Raw genomic sequence first — 17,348 nt, forward strand, 5'->3', positions numbered from 1 at the left:
AATAAATTAACTATATTCGTTATTATAGCACTGATTATTATCTCTCTACAGGAAAAGGTGACTCTTCGCGTTATTAAAAATATGGTTCTTCTATTTTAGTCATCCTTAATCGTTAAAAATTTATATTTAATATTTGGAGTATAAGCGGTCGAGTCTTCATAGGCCCAATATCTCATCCGGCTGTTTGTTGTGTGCGCATTAACTAAAGGCATTCCATCTGCATCCATAGCGGTAACAATAGTCGTATGGTCAAAACGGCCATCGCCTTGAAAATCATAGCAGATGACATCTCCGAGCTGCAATTCCTCAGGACTTGAAACCTCTATTGCTCGAAGCCCTCTTTTCGAGCCCGGCAAATACGATCTTAAAGAATTAGCGACCGACCAGCTAAAGCTCCAATTCTGATTCATCATCCACCAGCCCCCGCTCCGGTTTGGGTATCCTCTCATAGGAGCCCCTCCAGCATGGAGACACTGTGAAATATAATTCGTACAATCAACTTCAAACGTTTTATAAGCTGGATTGTAGCTGTTCCACCATCTTTCAGCATATTGAATTGCTTTCAGACGGTCATATTGATACGTTATTCTTTCATCCGAGTCTTCAACTTCAATTCTTATCTCATTTTCATTAACAGCTTCTTCAAGACGAAGGATCTCTTTATCTTCCACCAAAATACCTTTATAAAATTCAGCTCTTCGCTCCTCAATTTCTTCCTCCAAGAAAAGAATACCCTTATGATTAATTAAATATTTAAAGTGAACATGGTAGTGAACAGCACTCTTTTGGTCCTCTCCATGGTCAAGGGACTTTACTTTTCCCGTAGCCAAAGCTTTAACGATTTCACCAGTTCGCTTTGTCAGACTCTCTTTTTTTTGTTCAATTTTCGGGCAGAAATGAGTTGAGCCCCTATATTTTTGAGTAACACATTGCTGAGTCCTTTTTTCTAAAAGCTCTTGAAGCTGCTCTCTCACTTGCAACCTCTCCTTTCATCTATATATATATGAAAGGAGTTAGATGTTTTTCATATTAAATTTGGAGAATTTCACATGCGTTGCTCGTAACTAGAAAATTTGTCTTTCTTCTTTTGTAGAAAAAAAGTCGAATACAAAATGATGACTATTATTGGGATTTTTTCCAAAAAATAAATATTTTTCTATAAAAAACTTAATCCTACATTTATTTCATTCAAAACTGCTTCGTCTTTTTCTTCTTGTCTCGCTTTTTCCAATGCAAGACGTGCGTTAGTTCCGCCAATTTTCCCTAGAGCCCATGCAGCTGTTCCACGAATAACTGGCCTAGAATCTGTTTTCAATAATTGAATAAGTTCATCAACTGCAGTTTCGTCTTTAAAATGAGCTAACGCAATGATGGCATTACGCTGAATCGGCTTTTTTCCTCTCCAAGATCCTGAGATTGGACCAAATTTTTCTTTAAAATCTCGATTGCCCAGATTTAGGAGAGGCTTAAGCAAAGGCTTCACAACTTCAGGATTTGGCTCCATTTCTTCATGGAAGTGAAAATCCTTCCCTTTATTTTCAGGACAAGCCGTTTGACAAGAGTCACAGCCATATAACCGGTTACCTAATTTGTCTCGAAATTCTTCGGGAAGAAACCCTTTAGTCTGGGTAAGGAAAGCGATACATTTTTGGGAATTAAGTTGTCCCCCTTGAACTAATGCGCCGGTCGGACAAGCCTCGATGCATTTATTACACGTTCCACATCGATCCTCCATTGGCTGATCGGGCTCAAAGGGAATTGATGTAATCATTTCGCCTAAATAAACGTAAGAACCGAACTCGGGCGTAATTATAGAACAATTCTTTCCGCTCCAGCCTATGCCAGCACGCTCGGCAACGGCCCTATCCACCAATTCGCCTGTGTCAACCATTGACTTGCATTTGGATCCTGGAAGTTTTTCTTTAATAAATTCTTCCAGCATGTTGAGGCGTTCTCTTAAGATATGATGATAATCGACTCCCCAGGAAGCTCTGCAGAAAATTCCTCGTCTTTCTCCTTTTTTACTAATCACTCTTTCATTCATTTTAGAAGGATAAGCAAGGGCAATAGAAATAATAGAACGAGGCTTTTCCATTAACAAAGAAGGATTTACTCTTTTTTCGATATCCTTCTCTTCAAATCCTGATTGATATTGAAGTTCCTGCTGCCGAATGAGACGATTTTTCATTTCTTCAAAAGGAGCAGCGGTTGTAAAACCGATTTTATCGATTCCAATTTGTTTACTGTACTGGATGAGTTCTTTTTTCAATTGAGACGTATTCATATTAAACCCTCCTCTCTGTAATGGGGTATCTATAATTAAGGTTTATAATATTATTGAATCATCGCTTCTTATGATAAACTATTTTTAATTCATTTTGGAGGTGGAAAGCTTGGAAATTCAAATTTCTTCAAAGCTTTGCGAGCTTGTTCCCAATTTTAAAATAGGGGTTATTCGTTATACAAATATAGAAGTAGGCGAATCCCCACAAATGGTAAAAGGACGTCTGCAACTATTTCAAGAATCGCTTTATTTTGATTTAGAAGATAAAAATGTAACCGACTTAGAAGGTATAAAAGAGTGGAGACAGATCTTTAAAACAGGGGGAAAAGATCCAAACCGTTACCGCCATTCGGCTGAAGCGCTATACCGTAGGGTAAAAAAACAAAACTATCTACAACCCGTCAACAGCGCAACTGATTTGAATAATTTTTTCTCCTTACAGTATCAAGTGCCGATTGGCATTTATGACGCGGACAAGCTTGAAGGAAATATAATAATGAGGGTTGGTGAAGAAAGTGAAGAATACCTTGGACTTAACGGAAGACCAAATTCATTACAAAATTTAATTATTACAAGTGACGATCAAGGTCCTTTCGGCAGTCCTTTCGTTGATTCAGAAAGAACGTGTGTATCCGAAGCAACCAAGAACGCCTTACATATTATTTATTTACGTCCTTCCCTAGGATTAGAAGAAGCAAATGAAATGACGGCATCATTAATGAACATGTTTAATCAAATTCATGGCGGTCAAGGCGAAGTAAGTATAGTCGGGTGCTAGCATGCACCTTTTTTTTACATAAAAAAACGCAATACCTCGTTTAATCTGTGAAACGAAACACTGCGTTGATATGTATGGAGCGGGTGATGGGAATCGAACCCACGACAACAGCTTGGAAGGCTGTAGTTTTACCACTAAACTACACCCGCATATTAGAATAAATAAAAAAACAGGTTACCCTGTAAATTTTGTTACTGAATAATAACAACTATTACATAATATAATCTTTTTTATATAAGGTCAAGGTTTTTTCGACATTTTTTTCGCTTTTTCTTACCTGAGTAGGTCTTTTGAACTGAAATTAGTCGAATTCTAGTTATAGACGGACATCTTATTTACTGTTCCCTTCCACTTGTCCGTCATCACCTCAATGACGGACACATCCGACTACTCTTTCTACCCACTTGACCGTCATCACCAATGACGAACACATTCAACTACTTTTCCCTTCCACTTGACCGTCATCACCACGATGACGGACACATTCAACTACTTTTCCCTTCCACTTGACCGTCATCACCACGATGATGGACACATCCGACTACTCTTTCTACCCACTTGACCGTCATCATCCAAAAAAACGGACACTTCTCCCCAATTTCGCTTACGAAGTGCCCATTCTAATTGCATTTTCCATTTCAATTCCACTTAATCCATATTTGCTTTTATTTTCTGCAGCTGGATAAATCGACGATCCCGATTGTTTATTTTTTCTAGTGCTGTTGATTCCTCATATGTAAAAATTCCATTACCCGTTTTAGTACCCAAATTTCCTTTACTGACTAATTCTTGAATAATCGCCGGAGCACCATTACTGTCATCCAATTCCGGAGCAATATTATCGAAAACTCGCTGCCATGTGTCTAATCCTCCAAAATCGGCAATTTCAATTGGGCCAGTAAACGCCCATCTAAATCCAGGGCCCGCTGTAATTGCTGTATCAATATCTTCTGCACTGGCGACCCCTTCTTTTAATAAATAAAAGGCTTCACGCATTAATGCGGTTTGCAATCGATTAGCAATAAAGCCATTAATCTCTTTTTTTAGCAGAATAGGTGATTTACCAATACTGCGAATAAGCTCAATTGTTGTTTTAACCACTTCCGGCTTTGTTTTCTCATGCTGAACAATTTCAACTAATGGTACTAAATGGGCTGGGTTGAAAAAATGAGTGATTACCATGCGCTCAGCAAAGCCCGCTTTTTCCATTAATCGTGAAATTAATAGAGTAGATGTATTAGAGGCAACAATCGCATCTCGTTTCATCATTAGCTCTAATTTTTCAAAAAGCTCCCACTTTAGCTCGATCACTTCTGGGATCGCTTCTATAATGAAATCTGCCTCCTGAACCGCAGTCCTTAGGTCTTGTGTGAAATAAATATTGTCTAATGCTGCCTGTTTTTTCTCCTCATTTACTACACCTTCACTCGCAAGCAAAGTTAAATTGTCTATGATTCTTTCCTGCGCTTTAGATAAGAACTCATTTGTTACATCATTGAGTGTAACCGTATAGCTTCTGACCGCAAATGCTTGAGCAATACCGCTCCCCATTACACCTGATCCAATAACTGCTATTTTTTTTATCACTACTTTCCCTCCCACTGGACAAATTTTCATTCTTTCTATGAAATTAGCAAAAGTTGTTAATTATAGGTTACCATATTCAATTAAGGAATTATCTGAAAATCCACCATTTGATAAGCAGTTCCGTACATTCATAGGGTATAGCGTAAACAATCATAATCACCATTTCATGGAATAAAGTGTAAAGAACATAAATAAAGGAGGCTATCTATGCAAATACATGTCGTGCAGCCTGGAGAAAGCCTTTGGATAATTTCGCAGCGTTATGGTGTGAATTTTAATCAAATTTCTTTGGCTAATCAGTTGGATAATCCCAATTTTTTAGTCGTCGGCCAAGCGTTGGTCATTCCCACACCTTATCAAACATACTTGGTTCAACTCGGTGATACTCTTGCAGCCATTGCAAGGCGTTATGGAACAACCATTGAAGCAATAGCAGAGGCAAATCAAATTTCCGGCCCATCTATTATTTATATTGGTCAAGTGTTAACCATTCCTGTTATTTTTCATACTGTAAAAACTGGCGAAACCCTTTGGCAAATTGCTAGAAACTACGGGACCACAATCGAAGCCATTACTGAAGCCAATCAGATTACAAATCCTTCCCTTATTTATCCTGGCTTGATATTAAGAATCCCCGAAAGAGCACGGCCTATTATTGAAGTCAACTCCTATACGACCTCATCCTCAGAATCAGGCCGGCAAGAAGTACTTAATTTAGGAAGATTTTTTACCTATCTTTCCCCCTTTACTTATTCAATGAAGGAAGATGGCACGATCACAACAAGAAATGAAGAAGCCATTATTGAAGCAGCACGCGCAAGACATGTAGCTCCGAAGCTTGTTCTAACGAATTTTTCCGGTAATAAGTTTAATTCTGATTTGGCAGCAACGATCTTACGCAACCCTAATCTTCAAGAAACTCTATTAACGAATGTCCTTAATACTATAAGAGCAAAACGCTATACTGGCTTGAACCTGGACCTGGAATATGTTTATCCTGAGGATCGCGAAAACTATAATGCCTTTTTAAGACGGGCTGCAGCAAGACTACGGCCTGAAGGTTTATCTCTCTCAACAGCCCTAGCTCCGAAAATTAGCGGAGATCAAAAAGGACTATTATACGAGGCACATGATTATCAGGCACATGGAGAAATTTGTGACTTCGTTGTGTTAATGACTTACGAATGGGGATGGGCTGGTGGAAAACCATGGGCAATTGCCCCAATAAATGAGGTTCAAAGGGTGCTTGACTATGCAGTTACAGTCATCCCGCGAAATAAAATTATAATGGGTTTCCCATTATACGGACGAGATTGGAATATCCCATGGGTACAAGGCACCTTCGCTCGGACAGTCAGCCCGCAAGAAGCCACCCGTCTTGCTGCTAAATATGGAGTAGCCATTCAGTACGACCAAACCTACCAATCCCCGTTTTTCCGATATACTGATGAAACTGGCCAGCAGCATGAAGTCTGGTTCGAAGATGCCCGTAGTGCTCAGGCAAAATTCGATACGGTAAAGAGATATGGGTTAAGAGGTGTTAGTTACTGGGTATTAGGAAGTCCATTTCCTCAAAATTGGCTTGTACAAGAGTGGAATTTCAGAGTACTAAAGCTTATATAAGTAATAATCCCTTAGCATTGTCAAGCTAAGGGATTACCTATTAATAAGAAATGCAAACTATTTTAATAATCTTCAATAAGCTAAGACATCCCTGGTGGAATATACAAATTTAAGAAAACAAATACAGATAAATTCCCAAAGTCGACAAGCATATGGGAATAAACACACCACCTTAAACTCTTAGTTCTATAACGAATAAGTGACCAAATGACCCCCATTACAAATAAACTAATATACATTTGATATGACCGGTTTGCTATTGAAAAGACTCCCCACATGAAAGGGTGACTCAAGACAAAAAATAAATAGATTATAGCTGTGATCACCCAGCAAAAGTTAGGGGAGTACTGATAAGTAATGGTGGCTAACCAATGGACGATGAAAATAATGAATATGGGGGACAATAAGACGATTGTTCTATTCCTTGTTGTATCTAAAGTAAAAATAGAAATCACCCTTTTATATATAATGAAGGTTCAAGATATTGTATATAAGTGATCAAAAAGTCAGGAGGAATGATTATGGATACATGTGAGCTTTGTGAGCGAGAGGATGTTGAGACAACTGTTCATCACCTAGTCCCAAAAGAGATGGGTGGTACATTTGGACCGACTGCTAATTTATGTATTCCATGCCATAAACAAATCCATGCTCTTTACACAAATCAAGAAATTGCGGCACGATTAACGACAATACTAGAATTAAAAGGAGATGCACAAATTTCTAGCTTCCTCAAATGGATTCGCAAGCAGCCTTCAACGAAATTAATGAAAATAAAAAAATCTAATAATCGTAGGAGGAAACATTAAAAAGCCTGTCCTTACCTTTTTAAAAAAGGCGAAGTATAGGACAGGCTCATAAAAGAATAGTGTATGAATAAACCTTGTTGATCATTGTCCGTTTTGCAAAAATGAAACTTCTGCTTCTTTCATTACCCAAAGAGACACAACCTTCTCTTCCCCAACATTTACATATCTATGAGGAGTTGAACTCTGAAAGTAAATACTATCACCAGCTTGAAGGAAAATCTCATCCTCCCCTAAAGCCACCTTCATTTTCCCTTGAATCACATTTTTGAGGATCTTCTATTTATTTATGAATATATTTGAAATATATTCAGATACTAGAGGTTCTCTATTGAGATAAATATCAATTACAGTCCCTTTTCCTACCTCACTGGCAATATCTAATCTGCCTCCATGGGTTTCTATAATCTTTAAGGTCGTCAGCATTCCAAGTCCTGTTCCTTTTTCCTTTGTTGTATAGAAAGGAAGACCAACTTTATTCAATAGTTCCTCAGGGATTCCACATCCCTCATCAGCAATATGTATGCAAATTTCCTGTTCTGAGATTTTCTTTAGGTGAATATTTATTTCCCCGCCTTTTGGCATTGATTCAATGGAGTTTTTTATGATATTAATCAAAACTTGTTTGATTTGACTATCGATACAGCGAATTTTAGGAAAATCATCATACCTAGTATTAATCACTATATTATTAATTAAAGCCTGAGAACTAAGGAGAACAACAACCTGTTTCGTGATTTCTGTAATGCTCTCTTCCTGAAATTGATGTGCCTGTGGTTTTGCATGCAATAACAATTCTCCTGTAATGCTTTCTATTCTTGATATTTCATCCGTCATTATGTCAAAATATGCGGGAACTTGGTCCATTGAGGATTTAAGCAATTGTAGAAAACCTTTAAGAGAAGTTAGAGGATTTCTTATCTCATGTGCGATGGAAGCCGATAGTTCTCCAACAACTGACAATTTCTCTGAACGAATTAGCATTTCTTCTGACTTCTTCTGCTGTGTCAAATCTTTTGCAATTCCATATACACCGACAACCTTATTATCAACGACTATTGGAATATTTGTTACACTCACCGGGACCTGGTGACCATTTTTATGTAAAGCAATCGTCTCATAGTGCTGAGTAATTCCATCAGTAGCTTTTGCAAAGTATGTATTTGTTTGTTCCAAATATCCTTCGGCTACTAATGGTGCGAAGGACAATGTTAAAAATTCACGAGCAGTATAGCCTAGTAATCTTTCCATACCTTGATTAACGCTTAAATATTTCCCTTCAAGATCCAATGAGAATACTGCATCAGGATGATTATCAAACAACGACTTATAATGCTGTTCATCTTTTAATGCAGCTTGCTTCTTATCGGTAATATCCTGGAAAAATACGGATAATCCATTTTCTGATGGATAAGTTCTTACATCAAACCATGTTTGTAGAGGGGGAAAATATGAATCAAAGGTTACCGAACTCTGTTCGTTCACAGATTTATGATACATATAATAAAATGGCAATTGTATCGCTTCTGGAAACTCACTCCATATATGCTTTCCAATTAGATCTTCACGGTCTCGAAACTACAGCCTTGCCGCCTCTTTATTTACATATGTAAAATTCCACTCATGGTCTATCGAGAAAAAACCATCTGTTATCCTCTCTAGTATTTGAATCGCATTCAATTCTGTATTATTCAAAAAGCTCACCACCTACATTAACATCCAATTATTTTGAGTTTTATTATAAAGATCAACAATTGTTTAATCCTTCATTAGGAAGAAAATTTATAAAATGAATTCCCCCCATTAACTCATTTTAACATTTATTCCTAAATATTCTTACAATATCTTTCTAAATATTCCTACTTTCAAAAATTATTTAAGAGAATAAAAAAACACCGTTTTCATTGAAAAATAGAAGTGCATATTACTTAACTTCTACCTTCTTCTAAAGAAAATGAAAACGATGGCATATTTATTATTGAAAAAATGTAATGGTCACGTATTTTTATTTATTAAATAACAAGCCTTTCATCAATACTCAATATTTCTCCAGTACCAACTATCGGTTGCCTTTTGTTTTTAAATCCCAATTTTATTTCTGTTTGCAAACTATTAAATGTCTTCTTACTGATGAATTAAGAATATCAGTTTCAATATGCATTCCAACAATTGACATAGAATTGCTTATACTATAAACTCCTATTAATTCAGAAATGAAAACATTTGAAATGAAAGGATGTTTTGAAATTAATATGGATCAGCAAATTAAGTCACCGGCTTCTCTAAAAGAAATTGCCATGTCATTTCTTCAACTCTCAGCATCTGGAAATGTTCGAGAAGCATACAGTAGATACATAGGGCATAACTTTCGACATCACAATCCCTTTTTTCGAGGAGATGCAGATTCACTCATGCTTGCGATGGAACAAAGTGCAACCCAATCTCCTAACAAGACAATTGTTATTAAACGAGCTATTCAAGAAAAAGACACTGTTGTGGTTCACTCCCATGTAAAGCAACATCCAAATGATGTTGGAGGCGCTGTGGTACATATTTTTCGATTCCAAAACAATAAGATTGTTGAAATGTGGGATATTGGCCAGCCAATACCTGAGGATTCCCCTAATGAGAATGGCGTGTTCTAATTTGAAACGGCTTCAACGAGGCTGTTTTTAAAGATGGTGGTAATATAAAAAGGATTGCAGTTTTAGTCATAAAGACCATAAGTGCAATCCTTTTATACTTATAATGAATCTTTACATCATAACTTCTTTTAAATAATTTAACTTACTCTTCGTCACTGCCTCGGTAGCGTTTGTATGGAAGCGGATTCCAAACACGATATTGCAGGTCCTCAGCACGAAGCGGAGACGGGATATCGTCAAAGATTTTCCGGGCGACTTCTAGTTCGCGCTCAGCTTCGCCCTTATCTTGATACATAAATTCATCCGATGCTTGATCAGGGGCTTTATCCACCTTTTCTTCTAAATACTCGACAACCATTTCTTGCTGCTTATAAATAGATTCACGAGCAGCCGCCACCCAATCAGGCTGTGTAGAACGAAGCGTATCAGCAACATAGCTGAACTCTTCAAAAATGCCTTTATAAATCTGGTCGGCATTCGCCCTTACATCCATAATAGCTGTTTCTAGATCTTCTATTGTTAGCTGTTCAACCTGAAGTGGAGTATTTCTTTCTGGCCCACCCAATCTAGATCTATTTAAGTAATATGGGAAGATACTTTTGATTGTTTTGCCAACTGGTGATATAGCTTGGAAGTTCTCATCCACACCTTTTGGCTGAACTCCCTGCATGGCAATTCTAGCCGATTCCGGACGAACAATTTCCTTCGGCGGCAGTACTCCGTAACGCAGTAATTCCCTAATACCAGTACCAGAAATATTAATCCGGTACTTCATATCATGCGGACACGTTTGCTCACTTGCCAAACTATCACATCGAGTACAATAAAATACTTCATGGAACAGACGAATATCAATTCCTAATTCATCTGCAGTAAACTCATCAAAAATCGTATGGCTCGCATATTTATCGTAGAAGTCACCTACGCCAGCATGATCCCGTCCAATTAGCGCATGAGTACAGCCATAGTTTTTCATAATTAAAGCATGAAGAACCGCTTCACGAGGACCCGCAAAGATATACGTAACCCTTAATGGTGCAAGAATCGTTCTTTCTGTTGGGTAATATGTATCCAAAACACTTCGGTAAGATAACATCCGAAACTCATGACGGGTATATTCACGCTTAGCCAGCTCAACTAACGGCTGTACGAACAAGCCATCTAACTCTTCTAACGCATTTCTATGAATATACTCATGTCCACGGTGTAAAGGATTTGCTCCAGTAATAAATCCTCCAACTGTTTTAAACTTTTTATCTTCGTAAAATAGTTTCCACGTTTCTTTTGGCTCCATTCTTATATTCTCAAAGGGACCCCAATGCACTCTTCGCAGCAATGAAATGGGACCAGCTAAAGCAGTATCACCCATGCGGCGGTAAATGGCATCTACACCTGGATGATTGCGGTCTGTTGTACCGAAAAGGTGTGTTGCACGGAAGTCACGGTCGTAATGAAAAATATCATCCAATTTTAGTATGGCAACTGGCTCTCTCGAATCATCTACGAGAGCAATTTCATCTCCAACTGACAACGACTGAATAATCTGTTTATTCCGGTCGCCAATTGGCGCAAAACTCAATGGAACTGGCCAGACTACTCCATTTTTTAAGCGGCCATTTAATAGAACGGACTTATAATCCTCTTCAACCATGAACCCTTCATTAGGAGACAATACCCCTGTAGCGATCATTTCAAGTGTTATGACAGCCTCCAGGTCTACCATAATCATTGGCAGCTGCTTCGCTTTCTCCATCGCTTCATCAAGTTCTTGACCCGTAAGAACACGATTGACTAATTTCCCACCATGAGGTTGCTGTGGGTAACTCGCAAATTTTTCCTCATCCAACACATCAGTATAGTGATTCATCCAAACACACTCCCAATACACTTATATTCCATAAATAATATTCTATATAAACGTATAAAATCCTCCTAATATTTAGAAAAATTAGATAATATATAGGAATAGTGTTAGCTTTTCTAATCACGATAATAAATTACGGAAGAATCCTCAAGCCTTTAAATAGTGTTTAGGGAGGACTTTAGTCAAGAGGTAATTAAAAAAAGGCCAGGATAAGTCCGCGGCCTTTAGAATTTTGTTTTAGAATATAATTTTTAATGCTGCTTATTAGGCAGCTTTTTCTCGGGATGCCCCTTTCCTTGGCGCTTTCGGTTTTGCTCATCCTTTTGCTGCCGATCATGAAGCTTTTCTACAAATTCATTTGTGCTTTCCATGATAACCCCTCCTTTACAGTAAGCATGGTTTTAATTTCTCCTATTGTGAGGGAATCATTCGTGTAATTAAGTTATAGATTCTAAATTGAACTATTTGAGTTTTAAGCAACTGTTAACTTTTAATAATAACTAATCTAACGATAATAGGTCATTATTATTAATCCACGTGTTTTTTGTAGAGTTTATAGTAATTCTGTATAAAGGTACAATTCCTTTTTGGAAATATTTTTTCCTCCTGTTTACTTAACTTAAACCCATTGCTTTCCATAGATAGACATGAATTAACGTTGTTCTCCCATGCCTGAGCATGAATTTCTTCAACATTTAAAGTGTTAAATGCGAAATCATAAACATCTATTAATTCTATTATTCTTCCTTTTTAATCAATAAAACAACTAATAAACTTAAGCATTAGCACTACCTAAAACGCCATTAGTTGCAGCCATAGCTATAATTACACACCCCCACATATGTTTATACGCTGTAATCATATCATCACAAGTAAACTTAATTCTTGTTGAACTAATTTTTTGCACAGTAGGAAGAGTTGTTGTCATGTTTGCTTGCTGAGGGCCTTTAAACTCAATTTCAAAAGTTATCGGTCCTTCCATTGTTATCGGTTTAATTTCATTTGCCTTTTTGAGTGAACATGCTACCCTTTTTTCAATTTCTTCATGGACAACTTGTGGATGAATAAGCTCTGCCGCTAAACGGTCTCGTGCATATTTTACTACCACTGATTCTACATCAGGTAAGGTTTCTTTTACTTCAGATACATATTGATCGTCACCACTTATAAAAATTGCAGGAATTTTTAAACTACCGGCTACCAAGGCATTCATTTCAGTTTCACCGACAACTTTATTGTTAATCATTATTTCTTTAACGCAAATACCAGCTAATGTATGGCTAATTACCGCTTGGCTTGCACTTTCTCTTCCATGATGGCCAATAAAAATAATACCATCAAATGTCTCGTCAAGACCTTCTAACTGACACATTACACGGTTATTTCCTGAAACCAGACGTGCTCTTGGATCCAAATCCTCGATTATTATGTTTGACATATTTCCATGACCATCAGCCACAACAACTTCATTTGCCCCCCCATTATGGGCGCCTCTTATCGCTGCATTAACTTCTTCAGTCATGAGCTTTCGAAAGCGCTGATACTCAGAATTATTTACTAATTGTTGAATGGTCGCAACACCTGAAATCCCTTCAATATCTGCAGAAATATATATTTTCATAGACTAATTCTCCTTATAAAGTTTAGTAGAAAACACTTGACCAATGGCCAAGTGTTTAATGTTAATCAGTTTAACAAATAAGAGATTCCAAATCCCTAGGGTAGTAAGTTAACATTTCCATCCCATTTTCAGTCACCAAAACTGTGTCAGAATGTCTAAATCCACCTAATCCTTTTACATAAATACCTGGTTCGACAGTAAATACCATTCCTGGCTGTATTACCGTATGATCACCTAAATCAAAAAATGGAGCTTCATGGCCAAGTAATCCAATATTATGTCCAGTATGATGGCTTGTTAATTCTGTTATTCCTTCTTCTTTAAAATATTTTTGAACAGCCTCTTCAACTGCTGAGCAAGGTATACCTGGTTTAATTGCTGAAAAGGCCACATTTTGCGCTTCATACATATAATGGAAATATTTTTCTTGTTCTTTATTTACTTCTTCTACAAACATTGTTCGTTCCAATTCACTTGTATATCCAAAAACATCTGCTGCAGCCCCTGTGACTAAAGTGTCACCTTTTTTCAATACAATATTTTGAGTAACAGCATGCGGAAATGCAGATTCCGGTCCAATTTGTCCTCTAAAAATTGCATACGCAGTGCTTCCATGAGGCTTATAATCTTGACCTAATGTTTCAATCATAGCCATTGTCGCTTCCATAGAGGCTTTACTCGTAATTTCAATTTCGCTTAACCCAGATCTAGTGTATTTTTGTAGTAATCTATGGGCTAGATTCCCCCAACGACATGATTCTTTTATTAGTTCGATTTCATTTTCAGATTTAATAAAGCGTAACTCCTCAACTATTCCTTTTAATGTTACAAATTCCTGAACGGAAATTAATTTGTCAATAGAAGGTCCACGATATCCCATTGATGAACCATAACCAATTGCATCATACCCCACTCTCTTATTTTCAAAACCATATTGTTTTAATAATTCTTTAAAATACTCCATTGGATGTTTAATTCCCGGATATTCTGGATAGGAGTGAACATAATCAACTACTCCATATTCCTCTGCATGTTCATGTTCCAATGCAGGTACGAATAAATGAACTTTATGATTTGTATCGAATAATAAACCAATTGGTCGTTCCGTGGGATAAAAGTGAAATCCTGATAAATAAAAGATATCTGTTACTGCAAAAATTATTGCAGAGTCACATTTATTTTCACTTAACTTTTCAAAGAATTTTTTCTGACGATCCTTAAACTCATTTTTAGGAATAGCTAATAGCATGTGAATCTTCCTCCTTGTATTGGGAATATAAATGGCAATTTGCCGTATGGCCTCTTTCGAATTCTGTCAAATTGGGTATTTCCTTGCGACAAATATCCATCGCAAACTGACATCTAGGATGAAATGTACAGCCTGATGGTGGATTTACTGGGCTAGGAACATCTCCTTTTAATATAATTCTTTCTTTCTTTTCATCCGGATGGGTGATAGGTACAGCAGATAATAAAGCCTGTGTATATGGATGTTTTGGATTTAAAAATAAATCTTCTGTTTTAGCAACTTCCACAATTTTCCCTAAATACATTACAGCTACGCGATCAGTCATATGTTGGATCACACTGAGGTCGTGCGAAATAAACAAATAAGTTAAATCAAACTCTTTCTGTAGCTCTAGCATTAAATTTATTACTTGTGATTGTACTGATACATCCAAAGCGGATACTGGTTCATCAGCGATAATGAAATCGGGTTGAAGGATAACTGCTCTTGCAATTCCTATTCGCTGTCTTTGTCCACCAGAGAATTCATGAGGATAGCGATTTAAATGAAAGTCAGATAACCCTACAATCTGAAGCATTGAGATAATTTTTTGTAGTCTTTCTTCTTTATCAAATTTATTATGAACTCTCAATGGTTCCATTAAGATTTGACGAATGGTTTTCTTCGGATTAAGTGAAGCATATGGATCTTGAAAAACCATTTGCATCCTACTTCGCAGAGATCGCATTCGTTCATAAGGTAAAGTAGTTATATCTTGCCTATCAAATATGACCTCCCCATCCGTTGGTTCAGTCAATCTTAAAATTGTTCTACCTGTTGTAGATTTACCACATCCTGATTCTCCCACTAACGCAAAGGTTTCACCTTTAATAATTGAAAAGTTAACATTATCAACAGCTCTTACAATAATCTTTTCTTTGAACATGCCCTGGGGAATTTCATAATATTTTTTTAAGTTTTTAACTTGTAACAAAACTTGGTTTTCCATTAATGCTTTACCTCCTCAGAGGTAGAATTATATAACCAACACTTACAAATATGCATTTCCTTATTAAAAGATGGTGGATCTTCTTTGAAACATCTTTCAAATGCAAATGTGCATCTATTAGCAAATGCACAGCCTTCACTAATTTCTGACGGTCTAGGAACTTGTCCGTTTATAGAAAATAGCTTACTCTTCCGAGCATTATTTGAAGGTAATGATTTCATTAATCCTTGTGTATATGGATGTAGAGGTTGATCAAATAATCTTTTTATCTCTGCCTCTTCTACTACTTCTCCAGCATACATTACTACTACACGATCACACATTTCAGCAACAACACCTAAATCATGTGTTATCAGCATCAAACTCATATCATTTTTATTTTTTATTTCTTTCAATAACTCCAAAATTTGAGCTTGAATTGTAACATCTAATGCTGTTGTAGGTTCATCTGCAATCATCAGTTTTGGTTGGCATAATAAAGAAAGTGAAATCATCACTCTTTGCCTCATCCCACCTGATAATTGATGAGGGTATTCATCAATTATCTGTTCAGCCCTTGGAAGGCCAACCTGTTTTAACATGGCAATAATTGCTTTCCGTGTTTGGGATTTTGTCATTTTTTTATGTTGCCTTAATGGCTCACTTAATTGTTCGCCTATTGTAAATACAGGATTTAGAGAAGTCATAGGCTCCTGAAAAATCATAGAAATATCATTTCCTCGAAGTCTACGAAATTGTTTTTCTTTTGATTTCGTTAAATCTTTCTCATTAAATAAAATCTCTCCTGAAACTATTTCACTTGTTTTCTCCGGTAGAAGCCCCATAATTGCTAAAGAAGTTACACTCTTTCCACACCCAGACTCACCTACAATACCTAGAGTTTCTCCCTTATTAACGTGAAAATTCACACCACGTATGGACTGGACTTTTTCCTTGCTACTATTAAATTGAATTCGTAGGTTTTTGACTTTTAGAATTTCCTGAGTCATTATCATTCCCCCTTCAATTCTGGATCTAACGTATCACGTAGCCAATCTCCGAAAAGATTAACACCAAGAGCAGTAATCATAATAGCGATTCCAGGGAATGTTATTAACCACCAAGAACTAAAAATATAATCTTTACCTTCATTCAACATGTTACCCCATGCCGGTTCGGGAGGTTGAACTCCAAATCCTAAAAAGCTTACTGAGGCTTCTGCAATAATATATGTCGCGATTTGAAGTGAAGAAAGAATAATTATAGGTGTAAATAAATTAGGAAGAATATGTTTGAATAATATTTCCACTCTTGAAACACCTGTTGCTATACAGGCAGTAATAAATTCTTTCTCACGCAGTGCCAGAACTTCACTTCTAATAACGCGTGCAAAAATCACCCATCCTCCAATTGCTAATGAAATGATTATATTTCGAAGACCCGAACCGATAATGGCATTAATGACCAGGACTAAAAGGATAAAAGGAAAACTTAATTGAACATCAACAATACGCATTAAAATAGCATCTATCCATCCTCTGAAATAGCCTGAAATAATTCCTATTATTGTTCCGAATGTTCCTGCAATTAACACTGTAGTAATGCCAATTATTACAGATATTCTTGCACCCATAATAATTCGTGAAAGAATATCTCTCCCTAATTGATCTGTTCCTAAAAAATGACCATCTGTCATTGGAGGCGTAAGTTTCTTGCTAAAATCTGCATAAAGTGGATCGTAAGGAGTAATCAACTGACCAAAAATACTAATTAAGAGTAAAAAAATAATAATTAAAAACCCGATCATCCCCGTCCAACTTCTCATCAAACTAGAGAATAAAGTAGATATTGCTGATTGTTTAATAGATTTCAAATGGACTTTATTTTGGTCGTGAAGTACTTTCGGAACATTAACTGTCATACT

Annotated in this window: 18 protein-coding genes and 1 tRNA gene; 5 read left to right on the forward strand and 14 right to left on the reverse strand. The window is 36.7% G+C overall.

What is annotated here, in order from left to right; all coding sequences use genetic code 11:
* Positions 1-95 precede the first annotated feature (95 nt).
* Positions 96-974 carry an amidase domain-containing protein gene (locus tag H0173_RS14805; RefSeq protein WP_221847307.1) on the reverse strand — a complete coding sequence of 293 codons (879 nt, stop codon included), beginning with the start codon at positions 972-974 and terminating at the stop codon, positions 96-98.
* 182 nt (positions 975-1,156) lie between these two features.
* The gene (gene queG / locus H0173_RS14810; RefSeq protein WP_221847308.1) at positions 1,157-2,284 is read right to left on the reverse strand and encodes a tRNA epoxyqueuosine(34) reductase QueG; all 1,128 of its coding nucleotides are present in this window, start codon (positions 2,282-2,284) and stop codon (positions 1,157-1,159) included.
* Positions 2,285-2,393: 109 nt separating this feature from the next.
* Between queG and H0173_RS14815 the strand changes: the two genes are divergently transcribed.
* Positions 2,394-3,062, forward strand: a complete 669-nt coding sequence (locus tag H0173_RS14815) for a B3/B4 domain-containing protein (RefSeq protein WP_221847309.1) — start codon at positions 2,394-2,396, stop codon at positions 3,060-3,062.
* A 75-nt stretch (positions 3,063-3,137) separates the two neighbouring features.
* Here the strand turns inward: H0173_RS14815 and H0173_RS14820 are convergent.
* Positions 3,138-3,211 (reverse strand) — tRNA-Gly (locus H0173_RS14820).
* 499 nt (positions 3,212-3,710) lie between these two features.
* Entirely contained in the window at positions 3,711-4,649 is a 939-nt protein-coding gene (locus tag H0173_RS14825; RefSeq protein WP_221847310.1) for a 3-hydroxyacyl-CoA dehydrogenase family protein, read from the reverse strand.
* Positions 4,650-4,856: 207 nt separating this feature from the next.
* On the opposite strand from H0173_RS14825, the gene H0173_RS14830 reads away from it, so the two are divergent.
* Complete coding sequence (locus H0173_RS14830; RefSeq protein ID WP_221847311.1) at positions 4,857-6,272, forward strand: LysM peptidoglycan-binding domain-containing protein; 1,416 nt, start codon at positions 4,857-4,859, stop codon at positions 6,270-6,272.
* A gap of 80 nt (positions 6,273-6,352) precedes the next feature.
* Here the strand turns inward: H0173_RS14830 and H0173_RS22780 are convergent, their stop codons facing one another.
* On the reverse strand, positions 6,353-6,598 hold the full coding sequence (locus H0173_RS22780) for a CPBP family glutamic-type intramembrane protease (protein WP_396021241.1): 246 nt from the start codon (positions 6,596-6,598) through the stop codon (positions 6,353-6,355).
* A 31-nt stretch (positions 6,599-6,629) separates the two neighbouring features.
* On the opposite strand from H0173_RS22780, the gene H0173_RS14840 reads away from it, so the two are divergent.
* Both H0173_RS14840 and H0173_RS14845 read left to right on the forward strand, forming a co-directional pair.
* Positions 6,630-6,770: a hypothetical protein gene (locus H0173_RS14840; protein WP_221847337.1), complete on the forward strand. Its 141-nt coding sequence runs from the start codon at positions 6,630-6,632 to the stop codon at positions 6,768-6,770.
* Positions 6,771-6,787: 17 nt separating this feature from the next.
* Complete coding sequence (locus H0173_RS14845; protein WP_396021242.1) at positions 6,788-7,081, forward strand: HNH endonuclease; 294 nt, start codon at positions 6,788-6,790, stop codon at positions 7,079-7,081.
* 81 nt (positions 7,082-7,162) lie between these two features.
* Here H0173_RS14845 and H0173_RS14850 read toward each other — a convergent pair whose 3' ends face one another.
* Both H0173_RS14850 and H0173_RS14855 read right to left on the reverse strand, forming a co-directional pair.
* Positions 7,163-7,342, reverse strand: coding sequence for a cupin domain-containing protein (locus H0173_RS14850; protein ID WP_221847314.1), 180 nt, complete (start codon positions 7,340-7,342; stop codon positions 7,163-7,165).
* A gap of 15 nt (positions 7,343-7,357) precedes the next feature.
* Complete coding sequence (locus tag H0173_RS14855) at positions 7,358-8,593, reverse strand: PAS domain S-box protein (RefSeq protein WP_260631201.1); 1,236 nt, start codon at positions 8,591-8,593, stop codon at positions 7,358-7,360.
* Positions 8,594-9,330: 737 nt separating this feature from the next.
* On the opposite strand from H0173_RS14855, the gene H0173_RS14860 reads away from it, so the two are divergent.
* On the forward strand, positions 9,331-9,723 hold the full coding sequence (locus H0173_RS14860) for a nuclear transport factor 2 family protein (RefSeq protein ID WP_221847315.1): 393 nt from the start codon (positions 9,331-9,333) through the stop codon (positions 9,721-9,723).
* A gap of 142 nt (positions 9,724-9,865) precedes the next feature.
* Here the strand turns inward: H0173_RS14860 and H0173_RS14865 are convergent, their stop codons facing one another.
* The 7 genes from H0173_RS14865 to H0173_RS14895 all read right to left on the reverse strand — a co-directional run bounded on the left by H0173_RS14865 (position 9,866) and on the right by H0173_RS14895 (position 17,345).
* Positions 9,866-11,590 carry a sulfate adenylyltransferase gene (locus H0173_RS14865; RefSeq protein ID WP_221847316.1) on the reverse strand — a complete coding sequence of 575 codons (1,725 nt, stop codon included), beginning with the start codon at positions 11,588-11,590 and terminating at the stop codon, positions 9,866-9,868.
* 248 nt (positions 11,591-11,838) lie between these two features.
* Positions 11,839-11,958: a DUF4023 domain-containing protein gene (locus H0173_RS14870; RefSeq protein ID WP_221847317.1), complete on the reverse strand. Its 120-nt coding sequence runs from the start codon at positions 11,956-11,958 to the stop codon at positions 11,839-11,841.
* A 404-nt stretch (positions 11,959-12,362) separates the two neighbouring features.
* Entirely contained in the window at positions 12,363-13,208 is an 846-nt protein-coding gene (locus tag H0173_RS14875) for a M55 family metallopeptidase (RefSeq protein ID WP_221847318.1), read from the reverse strand.
* A 70-nt stretch (positions 13,209-13,278) separates the two neighbouring features.
* A complete protein-coding gene (locus tag H0173_RS14880; RefSeq protein WP_221847319.1) occupies positions 13,279-14,457 on the reverse strand; it encodes a M24 family metallopeptidase in 1,179 nt (392 codons plus the stop codon).
* Positions 14,438-15,445 carry an ABC transporter ATP-binding protein gene (locus H0173_RS14885; RefSeq protein ID WP_221847320.1) on the reverse strand — a complete coding sequence of 336 codons (1,008 nt, stop codon included), beginning with the start codon at positions 15,443-15,445 and terminating at the stop codon, positions 14,438-14,440. The genes H0173_RS14880 and H0173_RS14885 overlap by 20 nt, the downstream gene beginning before the upstream one ends.
* Positions 15,445-16,434, reverse strand: coding sequence for an ABC transporter ATP-binding protein (locus tag H0173_RS14890; protein ID WP_221847321.1), 990 nt, complete (start codon positions 16,432-16,434; stop codon positions 15,445-15,447). The genes H0173_RS14885 and H0173_RS14890 overlap by 1 nt, the downstream gene beginning before the upstream one ends.
* 2 nt (positions 16,435-16,436) lie before the next feature.
* Complete coding sequence (locus tag H0173_RS14895) at positions 16,437-17,345, reverse strand: ABC transporter permease (protein ID WP_221847322.1); 909 nt, start codon at positions 17,343-17,345, stop codon at positions 16,437-16,439.
* Positions 17,346-17,348 lie beyond the last annotated feature (3 nt).

This window comes from Bacillus sp. S/N-304-OC-R1 (assembly GCF_019749375.1).
Classification (GTDB): Bacteria; Bacillota; Bacilli; order Bacillales; family Cytobacillaceae; genus Cytobacillus.